This window comes from Streptomyces mangrovisoli (genome assembly GCF_000974985.2).
Lineage (GTDB): Bacteria > Actinomycetota > Actinomycetes > Streptomycetales > Streptomycetaceae > Streptomyces > Streptomyces mangrovisoli.
This window is the reverse complement of record NZ_LAVA02000083.1, coordinates 38,411-57,933: the sequence shown is the minus strand read 5'-3', so window position 1 is coordinate 57,933 and position 19,523 is coordinate 38,411. Positions and strand designations below refer to the sequence as shown.

20 protein-coding genes are annotated in these 19,523 nt (G+C 72.9%); 10 read left to right on the top strand and 10 right to left on the bottom strand.

Annotated features, from left to right (window positions below; genetic code table 11):
- Positions 1-23: 23 nt before the first annotated feature.
- The 4 genes from WN71_RS29380 (at position 24) to WN71_RS29365 (ending at position 2,918) form a co-directional block, all read left to right on the top strand.
- Positions 24-1,310, top strand: a complete 1,287-nt coding sequence (locus tag WN71_RS29380) for a sensor histidine kinase (RefSeq protein ID WP_046589518.1) — start codon at positions 24-26, stop codon at positions 1,308-1,310.
- A complete protein-coding gene (locus WN71_RS29375) occupies positions 1,307-1,975 on the top strand; it encodes a response regulator (RefSeq protein WP_046589472.1) in 669 nt (222 codons plus the stop codon). Before WN71_RS29380 ends, WN71_RS29375 begins: the two co-directional genes overlap by 4 nt.
- A gap of 73 nt (positions 1,976-2,048) precedes the next feature.
- Complete coding sequence (locus WN71_RS29370) at positions 2,049-2,438, top strand: hypothetical protein (protein ID WP_046589474.1); 390 nt, start codon at positions 2,049-2,051, stop codon at positions 2,436-2,438.
- A 150-nt stretch (positions 2,439-2,588) separates the two neighbouring features.
- Positions 2,589-2,918, top strand: coding sequence for a deoxyxylulose-5-phosphate synthase (locus tag WN71_RS29365; protein ID WP_046589520.1), 330 nt, complete (start codon positions 2,589-2,591; stop codon positions 2,916-2,918).
- 175 nt (positions 2,919-3,093) lie between these two features.
- Here WN71_RS29365 and WN71_RS29360 read toward each other — a convergent pair whose 3' ends face one another.
- A complete protein-coding gene (locus WN71_RS29360; RefSeq protein ID WP_046589475.1) occupies positions 3,094-3,474 on the bottom strand; it encodes an ArsR/SmtB family transcription factor in 381 nt (126 codons plus the stop codon).
- 122 nt (positions 3,475-3,596) lie between these two features.
- Between WN71_RS29360 and arsM the strand changes: the two genes are divergently transcribed.
- Positions 3,597-4,487: an arsenite methyltransferase gene (arsM, locus tag WN71_RS29355; RefSeq protein ID WP_046589522.1), complete on the top strand. Its 891-nt coding sequence runs from the start codon at positions 3,597-3,599 to the stop codon at positions 4,485-4,487.
- Here arsM and WN71_RS41580 read toward each other — a convergent pair.
- Positions 4,438-5,190, bottom strand: coding sequence for a DUF2218 domain-containing protein (locus WN71_RS41580; RefSeq protein WP_046589477.1), 753 nt, complete (start codon positions 5,188-5,190; stop codon positions 4,438-4,440). The two genes, arsM and WN71_RS41580, sit on opposite strands and share 50 nt — an antisense overlap.
- A gap of 31 nt (positions 5,191-5,221) precedes the next feature.
- A complete protein-coding gene (locus WN71_RS29345; RefSeq protein WP_240529808.1) occupies positions 5,222-5,809 on the bottom strand; it encodes a class I SAM-dependent methyltransferase in 588 nt (195 codons plus the stop codon).
- Positions 5,810-6,088: 279 nt separating this feature from the next.
- On the opposite strand from WN71_RS29345, the gene WN71_RS29340 reads away from it, so the two are divergent.
- Positions 6,089-6,667 (top strand): TetR/AcrR family transcriptional regulator, encoded by a 579-nt coding sequence (locus WN71_RS29340; RefSeq protein ID WP_046589478.1) that lies wholly within the window; start codon positions 6,089-6,091, stop codon positions 6,665-6,667.
- 133 nt (positions 6,668-6,800) lie between these two features.
- On the top strand, positions 6,801-7,625 hold the full coding sequence (locus tag WN71_RS42330; RefSeq protein WP_046589480.1) for a hypothetical protein: 825 nt from the start codon (positions 6,801-6,803) through the stop codon (positions 7,623-7,625).
- Between the two features lie 28 nt (positions 7,626-7,653).
- On the opposite strand, the gene WN71_RS29330 is transcribed toward WN71_RS42330, so the two are convergent.
- The 3 genes from WN71_RS29330 to WN71_RS29320 all read right to left on the bottom strand — a co-directional run bounded on the left by WN71_RS29330 (position 7,654) and on the right by WN71_RS29320 (position 9,904).
- On the bottom strand, positions 7,654-8,142 hold the full coding sequence (locus tag WN71_RS29330) for a carboxymuconolactone decarboxylase family protein (RefSeq protein WP_046589481.1): 489 nt from the start codon (positions 8,140-8,142) through the stop codon (positions 7,654-7,656).
- Positions 8,102-8,464, bottom strand: a complete 363-nt coding sequence (locus WN71_RS29325; RefSeq protein ID WP_046589483.1) for a hypothetical protein — start codon at positions 8,462-8,464, stop codon at positions 8,102-8,104. The genes WN71_RS29330 and WN71_RS29325 overlap by 41 nt, the downstream gene beginning before the upstream one ends.
- 231 nt (positions 8,465-8,695) lie before the next feature.
- Complete coding sequence (locus WN71_RS29320; RefSeq protein ID WP_046589484.1) at positions 8,696-9,904, bottom strand: MFS transporter; 1,209 nt, start codon at positions 9,902-9,904, stop codon at positions 8,696-8,698.
- A gap of 350 nt (positions 9,905-10,254) precedes the next feature.
- On the opposite strand from WN71_RS29320, the gene WN71_RS29315 reads away from it, so the two are divergent.
- Positions 10,255-13,101: a lectin gene (locus tag WN71_RS29315; protein WP_079178200.1), complete on the top strand. Its 2,847-nt coding sequence runs from the start codon at positions 10,255-10,257 to the stop codon at positions 13,099-13,101.
- An 84-nt stretch (positions 13,102-13,185) separates the two neighbouring features.
- Here WN71_RS29315 and WN71_RS29310 read toward each other — a convergent pair whose 3' ends face one another.
- Complete coding sequence (locus tag WN71_RS29310) at positions 13,186-13,977, bottom strand: bestrophin-like domain (RefSeq protein WP_046589486.1); 792 nt, start codon at positions 13,975-13,977, stop codon at positions 13,186-13,188.
- Between the two features lie 155 nt (positions 13,978-14,132).
- Entirely contained in the window at positions 14,133-14,336 is a 204-nt protein-coding gene (locus tag WN71_RS29305) for a hypothetical protein (RefSeq protein WP_046589489.1), read from the bottom strand.
- Between the two features lie 383 nt (positions 14,337-14,719).
- Here WN71_RS29305 and WN71_RS29300 point away from each other — a divergent pair, with 383 nt between their 5' ends.
- Entirely contained in the window at positions 14,720-14,932 is a 213-nt protein-coding gene (locus tag WN71_RS29300) for a DUF4287 domain-containing protein (protein ID WP_046589491.1), read from the top strand.
- Between the two features lie 79 nt (positions 14,933-15,011).
- Positions 15,012-15,425, top strand: a complete 414-nt coding sequence (locus tag WN71_RS29295) for a VOC family protein (protein ID WP_046589493.1) — start codon at positions 15,012-15,014, stop codon at positions 15,423-15,425.
- Between the two features lie 33 nt (positions 15,426-15,458).
- Here WN71_RS29295 and WN71_RS29290 read toward each other — a convergent pair whose 3' ends face one another.
- On the bottom strand, positions 15,459-18,338 hold the full coding sequence (locus WN71_RS29290; protein ID WP_079178199.1) for a SpoIIE family protein phosphatase: 2,880 nt from the start codon (positions 18,336-18,338) through the stop codon (positions 15,459-15,461).
- 147 nt (positions 18,339-18,485) lie between these two features.
- A complete protein-coding gene (locus tag WN71_RS29285; protein ID WP_046589494.1) occupies positions 18,486-19,388 on the bottom strand; it encodes a PfkB family carbohydrate kinase in 903 nt (300 codons plus the stop codon).
- Between the last annotated feature and the right edge of the window lie 135 nt (positions 19,389-19,523).

Below are 19,523 nucleotides of genomic sequence, written 5' to 3'. Positions count from 1 at the left end.
ACTCGCTCGACGACATCGGCGCCATGGGGCCGCTGGTCGCCCGGATCTCCCGGGCCGGCCGGCGGCTGCGGCTGGCCGACCGGGCGCACGCGTGGGTGCTCGACGCCGCGGTGGTGGTCCTGGTCGTCGTCACGTTCTGCCTGCCGGACCTGCATGTACTGCACTGGGGCGGCGGTCGCGGCGACGGGGACGGCGACGGCCCGAACCGGTTCCGGCTCGCCTTCACCCATCTGCCGCTCGCCGGCATCCTCGCGGTGCAGGCGGGGCTCGTGCTGCCGTTGCTGTGGCGCAGGCGCCGCCCCGCCGCCGCCTTCGGCGTCGTGGCGGCGGTGTTCGTCGCGCAGTGGTCGCTGGGTGCCGCGCTGCACGCGGACGTCGCGCTGTTCATCGCCCTGTACGGCCTCGCGCTGCACGGCCGCATCCGGCAGCTGCCCTGGGCGTGCGCGGTGATGGCGGGCGCGATGGTGCTGGTCGCGGTGCGGGTGTCGGGCGTGGTGTCCGTCTGGGACGCGCTGTTCTTCCTGCTGGGCACGGCGACCGCGGCGTTCGCGCTCGCGCTCATGGTGCGCATCCGGCGGGCCCAGCTCGCGGGGCTGCGGGACCGGGCGGCCCGGCTGGAGATCGAACGCGACCAGCGCGGCCGGCTCGCGGTGGCGGCCGAACGCGCGCGGGTCGCCCGCGACATGCACGACATCGTCGGCCACAACCTCAGCGTGATCATCACGCTCGCCGACGGGGGTGCCTACGCCGCCGCGGCGGCCCCCGAACGCGGCACGGAGGCGCTGCGCCTCATCGGCGACACGGGCCGGCAGGCGCTCTCCGAACTCCGGCGCGTCCTCGGCGTGCTGCGCGAGGCGTCCGACACCCCGCAGGACGACGGGCCGCGGCTCAGCCCGCAGCCGGGCCTGGGCGACATCGGGGCCCTGTGCGAGGGGGTGCGCGCCGCGGGCCCGGACCTCGTGTACCGCACCTCCGGTGACGTCGACGCACTCGACAGCGCCGTACAACTGACGGTCTACCGCATCGTGCAGGAAGCGCTGACGAACACGCTCAAGCACGCGGGGGCCGACACGCGGGTCGACCTGGCGATCGCGGTCGAGGACACCCGGCTGACCGTCCGGGTCCAGGACACCGGGCCGCCGGGGGCCGGGCCCGGGCGCCTCGGCCCGGTGCACGAGGAGGGACACGGACTGGTGGGCATGAGGGAACGGGCGGCCCTGTACGGCGGCAGCCTCAGCGCGGGCCCCGCCGGAGGCGGCTGGCGGGTGGAGGCCACCCTCGACCTGGTCGCGCCGGGCGGTGCCCGATGACGACCGTGCTCATCGTGGACGACCAGCCGCTGCAGCGCTTCGGCTTCCGGATGCTGCTCGACTCCATCCCCGAGACGGAGGTGGTCGGCGAGGCGTCGCACGGCGCGGAGGCGGTCCGCAGGACGGCCGAACTCCGGCCCGACGTCGTCCTCATGGACGTCCGGATGCCCGGCATGGACGGCATCGAGGCCACCCGTCGCATCGCCGCCGCGGGCGACCGCTCCCGGGTCCTGGTGCTGACCACCTTCGACCTCGACGAGTACGTGCACGCGGCCCTGCGCGCCGGGGCCAGCGGCTTCCTCCTCAAGGACGCCCGGCCCGAGGAACTCCTCGCGGGCATCCGCGCCGTCGCCGCCGGGGACGCGGTCATCGCGCCCGCCCTCACGCGCCGACTCCTGCACGAGTTCGCCCAGTTGGTGCCGCCCCGCCCCGGCGACGCGGACGCGGACCCGCGGCTCGGCTCCCTCACCGACCGCGAACGCGAGATCCTCGTCGCCGTCGGCAAGGGCTGGACCAACGGCGAGATCGCCGCCCACTTCGTACTCTCCGAGTCCACCGTGAAGACCCACGTGGGCCGCGTCCTCGCCAAGATCGGCGCCCGCGACCGCGTCCAGGCGGTCATCTTCGCCTACGACCACGGGCTGGCCCGACCGCAGTCGGGGTGAGCGGGCCACTCCACCCGGCGCGGAAGCACGCGGCCGGACAACACGCACGTGCCGGAGCGGGCAGGATGGCCTCATGACAAAACTGCCCGCACGGTCGGTCCGTCGTACTTCCTCTGCCTCCCCCGTCTCCTCTGGTTCCGTGCTGTCGTTGTGGTCACAGGACTCCGTGCTGTCGATCGGCTCGGTCGGATCGGTGCTGTCCGTGGGCTCCGTCGGTTCGGCCCTGTCGGTGGGCTCGATCGGCAGCGCCCTGTCGGTCGGCTCGATCGGCTCCTCCCTGTCACTGATCTCCGCCGGGTCGTGGCTGAGCACAGGATCGGTGCTTTCCGCGCAGTCCCGCTGGTCGGTGCTGTCCTGGCGTTCCTCTCGCGCCTTCCTGGCCGCGGGGGCGGTAGGGGCCGCGGCCGGCGGCGCCCTGCTGCTGGCCCAGATGCTGCACAGGGCTGATCCTGGCCCCGCGTGACACCAGCCGTCCGAGGCGGCCTTGACGCCGGCCTTCAGCTTGCCCGCCGCGTCGGTCGTCACGGTCTTGACCGTCGTATGAGTGGTGCACGCCGACTGGCGCACGGAAAACCGCTGGCCGGTCCGGGCGACGGATCTCTACGCTCGGCGCATGGCCCACACGAAGACCTCGTACGTCTGTCTGCCCTGCCGGGCCTCCTACAAGCAGCCCCACGACAGGGCGCGGCAGCGGCTCTGTCCCCGCTGTGCGGAGCCGATGATCCACGCGGGATCGGCGTTCGCCGCGCCCCGGCGGCGTGATGTCGCCGCGTGGCGCGCCCTCGGCGTGCTGCTCAACGCGGGCGTGGGGTTCCACCAGTCCTGCTGCGGCGGCCCGGGCTACCGGCCCCGCACGCTGCGCGAGGTGCGGGAGCGGATGAGCTACGCGCGGCGGACCGGCACGCCCGCCGCCGACGCGCTCGTACGGCGGGATCTGCCGTGACGGCGGGGGTCGCCACCGGCGGCCGAAAAGACGGCCTGTCCCTCAGGTGCCCGTGATCTCCGGGATCAGGGCCCGGACATGTGCCGCGATCGCTTCCCGGATGGGGCGTACGACCGCGACGCCCTGACCGGCCGGGTCCGCCGACTGCCAGTCGAGGTAGGGCTTGCCGGGGACGTCACGCCTCGGCTCCGGCGGGCCGCGCCGAGGTCAGGAACGCGGCGAGCCGGTCGAGCGCCTGGGGCAGCGCCCAGTAGTACACCCAGGTCCCGCGGCGTTCGCAGTCGATGAGTCCGGCCTGGCGCAGCAGCTTGAGGTGGTGGGAGATCGTCGGCTGGGACAGGTCGAACGCCGGGGTCAGCTCGCACACGCAGACCTCGCCGCCGTCCCCGCGCGAGGCGATCATCGACATCAGCCGCAACCGCACCGGGTCACCGAGGGCCTTGAACAGCTTGGCCAGGTCGGCGGCCCGGTCCTCGTCCAGCGGCGCGGCGGACAGGCTCGGACAGCAACCGGCGTCCGTGGTCTGGCCGATCACCTTGAGCCCTTGCTTCGACATGCTTCTATGTTGACGTTTTTCGAATCAGAGCACAAGGTTGGATCAACGAACGTCAATACAAGCCGTTCCGGGCCCACCCGTTCCCTGGGCCCGTCCGTGGGGAGTGACTCATGAACCAGCACATGAGCGAGCCGTCCACCGATCTGCGTGAGACCGTCCGCCGCCGGTACGCCGCGGCCGCCGTGCAGGTCACCGAGGGGCGCGGCGCGTGTTGCGGACCCGAGCCGGTGGAGGTCGACGCGAACTTCGGCTCGCCCCTCTACGCCACCGCCGAGCGCGACGCGCTGCCCGCGGAGGCCGTCGCCGCCTCGCTGGGCTGCGGCAACCCGACCGCCGTGGCCGAACTGCGCGAGGGTGAGCGGGTCCTCGACCTCGGCTCGGGCGGCGGCATCGACGTCCTGCTCTCCGCCCGCCGCGTCGGGCCGAGCGGCAAGGCGTACGGCCTGGACATGACGGACGAGATGCTCGCGCTCGCCCTGGCGAACGCGGCCAAGGCGGGCGCGACCAACGTCGAGTTCCTCAAGGGCACGATCGAGGCGATCCCGCTGCCCGCCGACACCATCGACGTCGTGATCTCCAACTGCGTGATCAACCTGTCGACGGACAAGGCGGCCGTGTTCGCCGAGACCTTCCGCGTGCTCAGGCCCGGCGGCCGCGTGGGCGTCTCCGACGTGGTCGCCGACGACGGTCTCTCCGCCGGACAGCGGGCCGAGCGCGGCAGTTACGTCGGCTGCATCGCCGGGGCGCTCTCCTTCGCCGAGTACCGCGCGGGGCTGGCCGCGGCCGGTTTCACCGACGTGGAGATCACGCCCACGCACGCCGTCGCCGAGGGGATGCACTCCGCGGTGGTCCGCGCCCGCAAGCCGGTCGTCCACGTGCCGGAGCCCGGTGTTGTCGCGGCCGGCTCCTGCTGCGGGGTCAGTGCCTGCTGCACCCCGGCGGAGCAGGCCACCGACCCGTCGGTCACCGTCGGTGAGGCCAAGAGCGCCGCCGGATGCGGCTGCCAGGACTGAGCAGCAGATGGCCGCCCACGACCACCGACTTCACCAGCAGGAGGGCGAGTACGGCGTCGACGGCCAGGCCGCCCCAGTGGCCCCCGGACAGCGCGACGCCGCCCAGTCCGAGGTGCAGTGCGACCATCGCCACCCCGACTGCCGCCAGGGACAGGACAGTTGCTCGTGAGTGACGGGTCCGGGGGCGGGTCGTGGCCGGAGTGCCGTCCCCACCTGGGATCCGACCCTCGCGCTCGGCCCGTCGCGCCCGGGGTCCGTGCCCCGCCCGCCGCCAGTCCACCCGCAGCCCGTCGCGCCGCCCGATCTTCTCGATCCGCGCGGTGAACGCGCCCTGAAGGCGCCCGAGGGCCTGCTCGTCGTCGGCGTCGACCCGCAGCGTGAGCGCGCCCTCGGTGGCGTCCAGGGTCCAACAGCCGTCGGCGAAGCGGACGGTGCCATGGGTGTCGTCGTACGCGACGTGCCGGACCTCGGGCATCGACCGGCCCTCACCATGACCACCGGGCCCGCCGTGACCGCCGGGCTCGCCGTGACCGCCAGGCTCGCCGGGCCCGCCGTGGCCGTCGCGGCCGTCGCGGCCGTCGCGGCCGTCGCGGCCGTCGGCCGGGCCATGACTGAGGCGGGTCATCCAGCCCAGGTGGCGGCAGAGTTGAACGAGGTAGCGACCGGCGCGGTCGGTCGCGACGTGGGCTTCGGCGGTCGGCATGACCGCTCCCTTCTCGGGGACGGGTACGGAATCACAGCCGGGTCAGGCTGGTGCGCCAGCCTCGGATCCCGTCGGTGAGGGCGGGCAGGGAGCTGTCGACCGTCACGGGGTCGACCGAGTCGACCCGCCAGCCGTCGGCGAAGGCGGAACGGATCTCGTCCGGGGTCACGCGGTGCACGCGCCCGGAGCGGTTCGGGGGTTCGTCGCGGAAGGAGAGCAGGAAGCACCGCCCGCCCGGCACCGTCACCGCACGCAGGCCGGCGACGTAGCGGGCCCGGTCAGGGCCTTGGAACCCGTGGAACACCAACGAGTCGAGGACGGTGTCGAACTCCTCCCCCAGCGCACCCAACTCCCGTACGTCGTAAGGCAGGAAGCGCACTGCAAGACCGCGTTCACGGCCCTTGCGGACGGCCGCCGCCAACGCCGCGGCGGCCAGGTCGACTCCGGTCGCGACGAGTCCCGACTCGGCCGCCATGAGGGCGTGTTCGCCGGTGCCGCAGCCCACGTCGAGCACCCGGCCACGGAGTTCCCCGCTCCGCGCGAGGGCGAGCAGGGCGGGTTGGGGACGGCCGATGTCCCACGGGGGCGGGGTGGCATACAGGCCATCCGGACCGGCCACGGCGTCCGGGCCCGTGACGGCGTTCAGGCCTCCCGCGGACCCCGCACCCGTACTCGCACCCGTACGTGCAGCCGCAGCCGCAGCTGCACCCGCTCCGGCCTGAGCGGCGGCGTGGCCGCGTGTCGCGTCGCGCACGGGAACCTCTCCTTCCCGGCCGGGGCGGCTGCCGCGCCGGGCCGTCTGTCGCGTCGGGGCGGATCGACCCCTCCAGCTTTATCGATACACACTGTCTACGTCAAGACAGAGTGTCGCGACGACGTCGTTACGTATCCTGGAGCCATGCCGAAGCTGTGGGACGAGACGATCGACGCGCATCGCCGCGCGGTACAGGAAGCGGTCCTGGAGACCACCTTCGCCCTCGTGCACGAGCACGGCCTGGCGTCCGTGACGATGTCGCAGATCGCGAAGGAAGCCGGGATCGGGCGCGCGACGCTGTACAAGTACTTCCCGGACGTCCAGTCGATCCTGCTCGCCTGGCACGAGCGCCACGTCATCGCCCACCTGGGCGGGCTCGCGCGGGCCCGGGACCACGCCGGCTCCCCCGAGCAGCAACTCGAAGCGGTGCTGCGCGGGTACGCGCACATCACGCACGAACGTCCGCAGGACGGCGAGATCGCCGCGTTCGTCCACCGGGACCAGCACGTCGTCCGGGCCCAGGACCGGCTTCGCGACCTGGTGCGCGATGTCCTCGCGGCGGCCGCGGCGGCGGGCACGGTCCGCGACGACGTCTCCCCCGGCGAGCTGGCGGACTACTGCCTGCACGCACTGTCCGCCGCCGGCGGACTGCCCTCGCAGGCTGCGGTCCAGCGCCTGGTCGACGTCACGCTGTCCGGTCTGCGGCCGCCACGCGGGGCGTGACTCGACCCTTGATTTTCGTCGAATCGACGCCATTTAACGTCGAGTTGACGATATGCTGCGAGAGTCGCCCGGATCCGCCGGGTCGGCGACGGCTTTCCGTCGAGCGGACGTCGAGCAGATCCGAGGAACTCAGATGCCCACCGCGCTCCCCCGCCCGGCCCGTCAGGCCTCCCCGGTCTCCCCGGCCTCCCCGGTCCCCCGGGTCTCCCCGATCCCGCCGGTCCGCCTGGTCCCGCAGGACCCCCAGTGGCTGCACGACTTCTACATGACCGCCGACCTTCTCCTCGCGCCGTACCACGCGGCCTGGGCGGCGCGGCGGAACGGCGTGGCCGAGAACATCGCACCGGCCTGGCCGCCGGGCCTGGACGGCCTCACCGGGCTGGACGCCCCGGGCGCCCTGGACGCGTGGAGCGCCGTCCACCGCGCGTTCCCGGCCCCCTTGCGCAGTCGCCGGTTCCTGTACGGCACCGACCAGGACCCCGCCCACGGCAGCAGGCTGCGCGCCCCGAGCGGCAGGCGCCTGGTTCCGCTCCACCCCGTCGCCGTGGAGGAGCGGGACCTGCGGACCCTGGACCGCCTCCGCCGGGCCGTGCGCGGCGCCGCGAAGGTCCGGCCGTCGTACGCCGTCACCCAACTCCCGGACGGACGGCCGCAGATGCAGCACCTCCCGGGGCCCGCCGACTACGTCGGCACCCTCGACCGGACGCTGGCCGTCCTGACCCTGGCCCCCGACGAGGACGCCGATCTCCTGGCCGCCGCCCTCGCCCCCGCCCGTCTCGGCGAGGGCGCGGACGAGGGAGCGGGCGCGGACGAGGGAGCGGGCACGGGCGCGGGCCGTCGCCTCGATCTGTCGCCGCAGGAGTACGCCGCCTACGACCGCTTCGCGAACCGGTTGGCGCAGGCGGCCACGACGGGCGATTCTCCGGCCGAGCGCGCCCTGTTCAGGAGCCGGTACTGAGCCGACCCGCGGGCTCGGCGGGCTCCGCTCAGTCCCACTGCTGGTCCGTGAGCGAAGTGACCGGCTGCGGCTTGCCGATGACGGCCAGGGCGATGAAGAAGTTGATCTGGCCGATCGCGATGGTGAGCGTGGCCATCGCCTTCTCGTCGTAGTGCCGGGCCGCCTCGGCGTAGAGCTCGTCGGGGACGCGCTCCTTGCCGTGCGGCGCGGGCTGGAGGGTGGCCTCCACCAGGGCGAGGGCGGCGCGTTCGGCGTCCGTGAAATACGGCGCGTCCTGCCACGACGAGACGGCGGTGATCCGCTCCTCCGACTCCCCCGACTTCCGCAGGAACCCGGTGTTCAGGATCGTCAGGTAGGTGTTGCCGACGATCTGCCCGGCCCGCAGATGGACGAGGTTGATCGTGGTGCGCGGCACCGAGCGGTTGCCCGTGGCCCTGAACAGCGCGGCGCTGATGTCACTCAGCTCCGGCACGAGTTCACCCGGGTTCGGCATCCGCGAGATCGAGGTCTTCGTCATGACTGCGCTCCTTCGTATCGGCCTGTTCGGCGATCACTGCGATCGCTGCGATCACTGCACTGACGGAGCGGCTCACGAGGATGTGACAGACGGACGGAAGATCTTTGCGACCCCGACCGCGGACCGCGATGCCGCGGTCGTACGCATCGCCGGAACTGAGCCAGGGGTCGACCCCGCGTTCACGTGCGATGAGAAACGTCATGATCACGAGTGCGGGCGCCGCGGCGCTGGTGCTCGGCGTGACGACCGGCGCCTCGGCGGAGAGCGAGACCTGATCAGCCTCGGTCGACGACAAGGGCAGCGGCACGAGCGTCACCGTCACGGGCCTGCACCTGAGCGAGCACCCCGTTGGCCGGAGCCGGGCACCCGGGAGCCGGGCACCCAGGTCCCGACGCCCCGGCTGACGGGATCAGGCCCGTTCCGGCCGACGGGATCAGCGGTTCGCGGCCGACGGAATCCGGTGCCTGCGGCCGACGGAATCAGGCCGCTTGCACCCGGGGGGAGTCAGACCGCTTCCATCCGAGGGGAGTCAGGCCGCTACCACCGAGCTGCATCAGGTGGCTTCCGCGGGAGCCGGACGGCGGGCCAGGTGGAGTCCGACCGCCGTCGACACGACGATCACGCAGCCGACGAAGACGATGCCCGCGGTGCGCAGGCCGAGGGCCGCGCCGAGGGCGCCGACGCCGACGACGGGGATGGAGATGCCGACGTAGGCGGCGACGAAGAGCGCGGAGATCGTCGCGCCCCGCTGCCGCTCCGGCGCGACGCGGGCGACCTCGGCGACCGAGGCGCGGAAGGACAGGCCCTGCCCGATGCCGGCCACGACCGCGCCCGCGATCAGCACCTCCAGGGACTCCGCCAGCAGCGCGCAGCCGATCAGGACCAGGCCGACGACCAGCACCGCGCAGCCGAGCGGCAGGGCCCGGACCGGTCCGACCCGCTCCATGAGCAGCTGTCCGGCGGTGGAGGCCAGGAACACGACGAGCACCATCACGCCCACCGCGGCGAGGTTGTCCACGCCCAGGTACTCCGCGGCGAACGACGGTGCCACGGCCGTGAAGAGGCCCAGCACCGAGAAGCCGGCGAAGGAGGCCAGCGCGGCGGGCACGAACACCGCGCGGGCGCGCGCCGGTACGACCATGCCCTGCGGACGCAGCGGCGGCCGGGGCACCGGGCGCTCGACCGACTCCGGCAGGATCGCGACCAGGACCACGCACCCGGCCAGCAGCCCGAGGTGCACGAGGTAGGGCAGTCGCAGGGGGTAGGGGGCGTATTCGGCGAGGACTCCGGACAGCAGCGGCCCGCAGCCCAGGCCGCCCATGTTGGCGGCGGTGGCGGTGAAGGCGGCCCGCTGCCGCTTGGCGGGTTCGGCCAGTTCGGTGACGGCGGCGGTGGCGGCGCCGCTGAGCAGCCCCGCCGCGAACCCGGACAGCAGGCGCCCCACGAACAGCAGGGGCAGCCCGTCCTCGAAGACGAAGCAGACCGCGGAGAGCATCGACAGCACGAGCGCGGCGAAGATCACCGGGCGGCGGCCGAGCACGTCGGAGAAGTTGCCCGCCAGCAGCAGCGCGGTGATGACGCCGATCGCGTAGACCGCGAAGATCACCGTGATCATGAACTGGGAGAAGCCGATCTCCTCGCGGTACAGCCCGTAGAGCGGGGTCGGCAGCGTCGTGCCGGCCATGCCCACCGCGAACACGACCGCCGCGACGACGTACCACGGACGGCCGGAGCCGACCGGGACCTGGTGGGACTTCGCCATTCCTTGCATCCCTTGGGGTCGGTGGTACGCGGCAGCAAGCCACGATAGGCACACTCCGGCGGCGATCGTCGGTGTTGACGGTGTGTCATGACGGCGGATCCCCCGTCGCACCCGCCCCGGGTCAGAAGTGACTCAAGCCTACGCACGGGCCATTGACGCCTCAGCGGGCCATGGCTAGCTTCCATGGATGCACCGCGCGTCCGCACCACCGCACGAACCCCCGCCCTGACAACGATGTCACCCCCTCACTGACCGCGCGCCGTGCGGCACGGACGTCGCAGCCGGTACGCCCCTCTCCCGCCGGCACCCCCCTGCGAACCCGGAAGGACACGCACATGGATCGCTTTGTCATGCCCACGACCAGACCACCGACCGGCCGTGGCCTCCCAGGCAGCCCCGGCCGCCCCGGCCGCCCCGGCCGAAGAAGAGGACGCCTGCTCACCGCGGCGCTGGGCATCGGTACGGCGCTGGCCTGCGTCGCCGCGTTCCCGGCCCAGGCCGCACCGGCCGGTGCGGCGGGCGCGGGCGCGGCGCGCGCCGCGGCCGTCTCGGACCCCGCCTCCCTGGTCAACCCCTTCCTCGGTACGTCGAACGCGGCGGACGACTTCCCCGGCGCGGACGTCCCGTTCGGGATGGTCCAGTGGAGTCCGGACACCCCCTCGCGTCCGGACGGCGGCGGCTACGAGTACAACGACTCCTCGATCACCGGGTTCAGCCTGACCCACATCGCGGGCCCCGGCTGCGGGGCGGCCGGTGACGTGCCCGTGCTGCCCACGGTCGGCGCCGTCAACACCGGTGCGACGGACGCCTTCTCGCACGGCAACGAGTCCGCCTACGCGGGCTCCTACAAGGTCGCCCTGAACAACGGCGTGACCACCGAGCTGACGGCCACGACCCGCAGCGGCATGGCCCGCTTCACGTTCCCGTCCAGCACGCAGTCCAACCTGATCTTCAAGCTGACCGGCAGTCAGAACTCGGCCTCCAACACCCAGTTCACCAAAGTGTCGAGCACCGAGGTGAGCGGACAGGTCACCAGCGGGCACTTCTGCGGCGCGGGCAACACCTACACCGTCTACTTCGACATGGTCTTCGACCGTTCGTTCAGCACCCAGGGCACCGCGGCCGTCCCCGCGGCCAAGGCCCCGTCCACCCCGGCGCCGGCCTCGAAGAACGCGGCCGAGCCCGCCAACAAGCCGCGGCTGCACGGCGCGGAGCCCAAGGCGCAGGCGTCGAAGACGCCGAGCGCGGCCCCGGACGCGGCGGCCAACAACGGCTACGTCACCTTCGACACGACCTCCAACCCCGTCGTCCAGGCCAAGGTCGGCATCTCCTACGTGTCGGTGGCGAACGCGGTCGCCAACCGCACCGCCGAGAACTCCGGTTGGGGCTACGACACCACCCGCGACGCCGCCAAGGCCGCGTGGAACAAGCTCCTCGGCCGGGCGCAGATCACCGGCGGCACCACCGACCAGCAGACCCAGTTCTACACGGCGCTCTACCACTCGCTGCTGCACCCGAACGTCATCAGCGACAGCGACGGCCGCTACCCCGGGTTCGACGGCACCGTGCACAGCGTCGACTCCGGCCACTCGGCGGTGTACGCCAACTACTCCGGCTGGGACATCTACCGCTCGCAGGCCCAACTGGAGGCGCTCATCGCGCCGCAGGTGGCCTCGGACACCGCCCAGTCGATGGTCGACGACTACACGCAGACCGGCCAGTTCCCCAAGTGGTCCGAGAACAACGGCGAGTCGTACGTCATGGTCGGCGACCCCGCCGACGCCATCATCGCCGACTACTACGCCTTCGGGGCCCGCGACTTCGACACCGCCACCGCGCTCAAGGACATGATCGCCGAGGCGAGCAAGACCAACAACAACCGCCCGGGGCTCAACTACCTCGGCTCGCCGGGCTATCTGCCGCACGACGGCAGTTACGGCTGCTGCAACTTCTACGGCCCCGTGGCCACCACCCTGGAGTACGACACCGCCGACTTCGCCCTCGCCTCGTTCGCCGGGGCGCTCGGCGACAGCGCGACCCAGAAGACGTACACCGATCGCGCGCAGGACTGGCGCAACGTCCTGAACCCGGCGTCCGGTTTCGTCCAGCCCCGTAACGCCGACGGCTCGTGGACCGGCGGTTTCGACCCCACCAGCGGCACCGACATGGTGGAAGCGGACTCGTGGATCTACACGGGCATGGTGCCGTTCGACGTGGCCGGTCTGGCCACCGCCAAGGGCGGCAACAAGGCGATGAACGACTACCTGGACACCGTGCTGCGCAGCTACACCGGGGACCGCGGCTACGCCTGGGTGGGCAACGAGCCCAGCATCGAACTGCCCTGGGAATACGACTACACCGGGCAGCCGTACAAGACGCAGGCCACCGTGCGGTCCATCCAGAACAGCATCTGGGCCAACACCCCCGGCGGGCTGGCCGACGGCAACGACGACCTCGGCGCGATGAGCGCCTGGTACGTCTTCTCCGCGCTCGGCATGTACCCGATGACGCCCGGCACTTCGGACCTGGCCCTCGGCTCACCCGTGTTCACCCAGGCCACGCTCACCCTGCCGTCCGGCAACACCCTGACCGTGAACGGCAACGGCGCGGCGAACAACGCCCCGTACGTCCAGTCGGCCACGTTCAACGGCTCCGCCTGGAACAACGCCTATGCCCCGACCACCGCGCTCACCGACGGCGGCACCCTCACCTACACCCTCGGCACCACGGCCAACACCTCCTGGGCATCGGCGGCGAACCAGGCGCCCCCGTCCTACGGCGGAAGTCTCAGCGCCCCCGCCAAGCCGAAGGTCGGGCCCGTCGTCTCGGGCGTCTCGTCCACGCTGTGCGTCGACGTCGCCGACTCCGGCACGTCCGACGGCACGCACGCCCAGCTCTACACCTGCAACGGCACCTACGCGCAGGACTGGACGATCGCCTCGGACGGCACGGTCCGCGCCCTCGGCAAATGCCTGGACGCCGCCAACAGCGGCACCACCAACGGCACCCACGTGCAGCTGTGGACCTGCAACGGCACCGGCGCCCAGCAGTGGACCTCAGGGACCAACAACTCGCTGGTCAACACGCACTCCGGGCTCTGCCTGGACGACCCCAACTCCACGACGACGACAGCCACCCAGCTCCAGCTCTACACCTGCAACAGCAGCAACGCCCAGAAGTGGACCCTGCCCAGCTGACCCGCCTCAGGCGCGCCGGTGCGGCCCGGCCAGTGGGCCGCACCGCGCGCGCCGCCCCGTCCGGGCGCGAAGGCCCGGGGCCGGTCAGCGCGTCCAGTACTGGGCGAGGGCGCCCTCGCGGTAGGGGGCGGGGCTGACGCTGAGGTCTCCGGAGAAGGGCCGGTCCAGGACGAAGACCAGGAGCAGGCTGAATCCGACGAGCCCGGCGACCGAGGCGACGAACAGGATCTGCACCCGCAGCTTGCGCATGCCGAAGAGGAACGTGAGCGGCACCAGGACCAGCGCCCCGCCGATGGCCAACGCCTTCAGCAGCGGCGGAAGTTCCTGACGCGCCATGGTGATGCGGGCGCGGCGCTGGGAGGCCACGTCGTCGAGATGGCCGACGGTCTGCTCGTAGAAGACCTGCTCCCGCTCGCTCTTCGGGTCGTACGTCTGGAGCACCTGGAAGGCCGCCCTGAGATGTGTCTCCGTGGCCCCGTAGCTGGGATGGCCCGCGCGCATCCGGGGCCACTGGTCCTCGACGACCGCATGGACATAGCCGCTCATGGCGGAGTCGAGACGGTCCCGGACCGTCGCGGGGAACGCGGCGGCGTCACGGGTGATGAGCGCCGCGTCGGTGGCCTCGGAGGCCACGATGGTCTGGGTGTCCTCCAGTTGCGTCCAGAGGGTGACGATCACGAACGCGAGAATGATCCCGTAGATGGCACCGAACATCCCCAGCGTCACGCCGACCATGTCGTTGTGCTCCCCGCCGGACAGCGAGGGGTATGTGCGGCGCATCAGCACGCTGCCGGCGATGGCCAGCAGGACCGTACCGCCGACGGTGACGACGGCCAGCGTCGAGGTGCTGAAGTGGTTGAGCAGCCAGAGCGACATGGGCCCGGAGCCTAGTGCCGATCCGGCGGCTCGAATCACCAGGTCGCGGGCAACTGCGGTGGCACGGGGAGAGGTTCACCCCACCGAGTTAGTGACGGACGACGGCGGGGCGCCCCGCGATCGGGCGGCCCCGCCGTCGTGACCGTGCCGGTGCGTCAGTTGTTCGAGCCGACCGTGTTGTTCTGGCCCGCGTTGAACACGTCGTCCCCGGCGATCTGGTTCCAGTCGCCGAAGACGATGTTGTACGTGGCCGGCGTGTCGGAGACGGTGACGGTCACGTCGGCGCTCGCGGCGCCGGCCGTCCCCAGGACGATGGCGGTGGTGGCGAGGGCGGCGAACCCGGTACGGACGAAGCGCATGCGACAACCCTTTCGGTTCGGTGCGGACCGACGGTCGCCGCCCGGGGGCCGGACGGCATCCATGCCGGTCGAGTAGGGTGCCCGCCGCCGATGCCGTCAGGGGCACGTCAGCCGCGAGCCCTGTCAGCTTGCGGTCCGCCGCCGCCGTCGGCCCGCCCGGCGCGGCCAAACGGCGGCATGGCGCGCTGCTCCGGCGGTTCCACACCGCGGTCCACACCCGGCCCGAATGATGTGGCGTGAGTCACATTCGCCCGCCCGCGGGACGCCGATGAGTTCGCGCGCTCCCGGCCGTCAACACCTCGACAGCGCCACCGCGGCCGACCGGACGTGGCGGCGAAGCGGCTCCGGCGGACGCCACGCCGGACGACGAGGGGATCGCCGACATGACCGCCACCGTGAAGGGCCCGGCCTCCTACTTTCCCTCCATCGAGAAGAAGTACGGCCGTCCGATCCCGGAGTGGATCGACCTGATCGACGCCTCGCCGCTGACCCGGCACATGGAACTCGTCGGCTGGCTCAAGTCCGAGCACGGCCTGGGACACGGCCACGCGAACGCCCTCGTCGCCCACACGCTCGCCCAGCGCGGCACGGCGTGACCGTGTCCGTCGCGCCGTTGTCAGCGCCCGGCGCTACTCTGCACCCGTCCGACCATTTGCCCTGATCAGGGAGGTTTTCATGCCTTCACGACTGAATCCGTACCTCAGCTTCGACGGCAACGCCAAGCCGGCCCTCGAGTTCTACAAGGACGTCTTCGGCGGGACGCTCAACCTCAGCACGTTCGGAGAGTTCGGCCAGTCGGACGACGCCGTCGCCGACAAGATCATGCACGGGATGCTGGAGACGCCCGGCGGCTTCACCCTCATGGGCGCGGACGTGCCGCCCGGGATGGAGCACCACCCGGGCAACACCTTCGCCGTCAGCCTCAGCGGTGACGACGACGGCGAGCTGCGCGGCTACTGGGAGAAGCTCTCCACCGGCGGCTCGGTGAGCGTGCCGCTGGAGAAGCAGATGTGGGGCGACGTCTTCGGCATGTGCGTGGACCGCTTCGGCATCGCCTGGATGGTCAACATCGCGCAGTCCGTCGGCTGACACCGCACCGAGCGGTCAACGGCCGTACAGGTCTCAGTCGTCCGCGACCGGACCGCCGTCCGACGCACCCGGCGGCAGCCCGGCCGACGGCCGCTCCGCGGGCGGGAGTTCGTCCGACGGCCGTTCCGCGGAAGGGAGTTCGTCCGGCGGCGGCTCGGTGGGCGGGAGTTCGTCGTCCGGCGGCCGCTCGCCCAGTGGCGTGTCCGGCAGGGGCTGCTCGGCCCAGATGGTCTTGCCGGTGGGTGTCTGACGGCTGCCCCAGCGCTCCGCGATCTGGGCGACGAGCAGCAGGCCCCGCCCGCCCTCGTCGAACACGCGGGCCCGGCGCAGATGGGGCGCGGTGCTGCTGCCGTCGGAGACCTCGCAGATCAGGGCCGCGTCGCGGATCAGCCGCAGCACGATCGGGCCGCTGCCGTAGCGGACGGCGTTCGTGACGAGTTCGCTGACGATGAGCTCCGTCGCGAACGCGGCCTCGGTGAGCCCCCACTCGGTCAGCTGGTCGGTCGCCGCCTTGCGGGCCCCGGACACGGCGGCGGGATCGCGCGGCAGCTGCCAGGTGCGCACCTGCGCGCCGTCGAACACGCCGGTCCTGGCCAGCATCAGCACGATGTCGTCGGCGCGCCGCCCGTCCAGCACCGTGTGCAGCACCCGGTCGCACGCCTCCTCCAGCGGCGCCGCGGGGTCCGGCAGGGCCTGCCGCAGCAGCACGAGCCCGTTGTCGATGTCGCGGCCCGCCGCCTCGACGAGGCCGTCCGTGTAGAGGGCGAGCAGACTGCCCTCCTCCAGCTCCAGCTCGACCGACTCGAAGGGCAGACCGCCCAGGCCCAGCGGCGGCCCCGCCGGCAGGTCCAGGAACCGTGCCTCGCCGTCGGGGCTGACCAGGGCGGGCGGCGGGTGGCCCGCGCGTGCCATGGTGCAGCGGCGGGTGACCGGGTCGTACACGGCGTACAGGCAGGTGGCGCCCATCTCCCCCGTCGCGTCGCCCGCCAGGCCCCGCCCCTCGGGGCCCTCCTCGCGGTCGAGCCGCAGGACCAGGTCGTCGAGCTGCGTCAGCAGTTCGTCGGGGGCCAGGTCGACGTCGGCGAGGGTGCGTACGGCGGTGCGCAGGCGGCCCATCGTGGCGGACGCGTGAATGCCGTGCCCGACCACGTCGCCCACCACCAGGGCGACCCGCGCGCCGGACAGCGGGATCACGTCGAACCAGTCCCCGCCGACCTCCGCCCCCAGCCCCGCCGGGAGATACCGGTAGGCGACCTCCATGGCCGCGAGGCCAGGCGGCCGCTGGGGGAGCAGGCTGCGCTGGAGGGCGAGCGCGGTACGGCGCTCACCGGTGTAGCGGCGCGCGTTGTCCAGGCACACGGCGGCTCGGGCGACGATCTCCTCCGCGAGCAGCAGGTCGTCGTCGGTGAAGGCGTCGGCGGTCCGGTGCCGCAGGAAGTGCACCAGGCCCAGGGTCACGCCGCGGGCCTGGACGGGCACCATCATCACGGTGTGGGCGCCGTGCTCGGCGACCGATTCGGCGCGGGCCTCGGAGGACAGGATCCAGTCCCACAGCCCCGGGTCACCGGCCATGGGGCGGATGCCGCGGCCCGCGATGAGGGTGCGCAGCGGCAGGGTCCCCACCGGGTACTCCGTCCGGTGGCCGACGGAAATCACGGCCTCCGGGACGCCCGGCAGGACCGACTGATGTGCCACACGGCGTACGACGAGCGGCACGTCCGGCCGCACCGGGTACGGCTCGTCGCCGACCAGGACCGACTCCAGCAGGTCCACGGTCACGAAGTCGGCCAGGCCGGACAGGGCCACCTCGGCGAGCTCCTCGGCGGTCCGGGGCACGTCGAGCGTGCTGCCGATGCGCATCCCGGCGTCGTTGAGCACGGCGAGCCGGCGGCGGGCCCAGTACTGCTCGGTGTTGTCGAAGACGGCCGCGGACAGCCCGACGACCCTGCCGGTGTCGTCCGTCAGCGGCGAGAAGAACATCGCCCAGGCGTGTTCGCGGCTCTCGCCGGGCGCCTGGGAGTGCTCCTCGTGGAACACGGCGCGCCCGGTCCGCAGCACCTGGCGCTGCATCGCGTCGTACGTGTCGAAGGGCCAGCTCGGTTCGATCTCGGCCAGGGTCCGGCCGCGCATCACCGCCTCGGGCCGGCCCATCAGACCGGTCATGGCCGCGTTGGCGGCGACGAGGCGGTTGTCGTCGTCGTAGATCGCGACCGGCATGGGCAGTTGCTCCAGCGCCAGATCCCACAGGACGCGCGTGCCGGGGGCGGAGCGGTGCTCCCGGTCGGGGACGTGGTCGGGCAGGACGCCGAGTGCGGGCCGGGGGTTCAGGGGCGGTGTCCGGCGCGGGTCGTGGGGCCGCGTGACCGCCTCCCGCCTCGCCGACTCCCACGCGGACCGGGGTCGCGTGTCGTGGAGCCGCGAGTCCCGGGGTCGCGTGTCGTGGGGTCGCGAGTCCTGAGGTCGCGGGTCGTGGGGTCGCGAGTCCTGCGGCCGCGAGTCCTGCGGCCGCGTGGCCGGCTCCCGCGTGTACGGGGCCTGCGCGGCCGGGGCGTCCGGCTCGTCGGGACCGCCCAGCGGAACCATGCTCACCAGCCACGACGTCTTCCCCCCGGCGTCCGTCAGCGGGGTCGCGCGCAGCGCGACGGTGACCGGACGTCCGTCGCGGTGGCGGAGCGTGGCCGCGCCCGCCCACCGACGGCCCTCGTCGACATGGCGCCTGGCCGAGTCGGGCAGCCGCGCCGCGAGCAGGCCCTCGGCGGGTCTGCCCACGATGTCGCCCGGTTCGTGGCCGAGCACGCGCTGCGCCCCCGCGCTCCACAGCAGTACCGTCCCTCCGGCGTCGACGACGATCGACGGCTCCTCGGGCACACGCCCCTCCCCGCTGCCGCCGGAGGGGGGACTGGTGCTGTGCATGGAACCTCTCGTCCTCGCTCTCACCTCGCCGGGTGGGGCGTCGAAGCGGCTCGGCGGAACGGTGCCGGGCACCTCGGACCGCGTCGGCCGCCCGGGACTGCGGTCGCGCTCTGCTCAAACGTACGCCGGGCCGCCCCGGCCAACCACTCAGCTTCCGGCCCGCATCCACGCCCGCGTGCCGAACGAAGCACAGGCCCGCGACGCCACCGCCGACGCGCCGCGCAGCGCGTCGGCGAAGCCCCGCGCGGTGAGCGGGCCCCGGCCGGCGAGGTCGAGGGTGAGGGCACCGTGCAGGACGTCACCGGCGCCGAGCGTGTCCACCACACGGGTGAGGGGCACCTCGACGGTGCCGCCGCCGTCGGGCCCCGCCCACAGGATCGGCCGCGCTCCCCGGCTCACCGCCGCCCAGGTCACCCCGTGCTCGCGCAGCCGGCGCAGCGTCTCCTCGGGCGTGCTCGTACCCGGCGGACGGAAGTCGGCGGAACAGACGGCCACGTCGACGTACGGCAGCAAACGCTCCGTGCCGTCCTTCCAGCTGCCGCCGTCCAGGACGGTCGGGCGGCGGACGGCGCGCGCGGCGCGGCCCGCCGCCACGGCGACGTCCATGTGGTGGCCGTCGAACTCGACGATGTCGTGGTCCGCGACCAGCGCGGCGAGGCCGGCGGGCGGGGTGAGCCGGTGGCCGGTGGCGTTGGTGGAGGTCACGGCGCGTTCGCCGGTCCGCTCGGTGACGAGGATCGCGGAGACCGCGGGCGGCTCGTCGCGGTCGGCGGCCAGGTCGGTGACCGCCACGCCGAGGCGGTCGAGGTCGGCGCGGACTCCATGACTCAGCGGATGGGCGCCGATCGCGGTGAGCAGGGTGGCCGTGCCGCCCAGGTGGCTGAAGACCGCGGCGGCGTTGGCGGCCGGTCCGCCCGCGGCGGCGACCTGCCGGCGGGCCGTCTGCTTCTCGTCGGGGGCGGGGACATGGTCCACCAGATGGATGACGTCGAGCGTGCACAGGCCGACGAACAGGCCCGTGGGCCGCCGTACCGCCGCCGGGTCCGTCAACCGGCACCCCCTTGCGCTCCGCCTCGCGCTCCGCGTTGCGACGAGTGTACGGAGCCTGATCCCCGCGGGGGCTCCGCTGCGGGGGCGGTTCTCCCCCGGGGCTCCGGAGCGTGAGGGAACCTTCCCCGGCGCGAC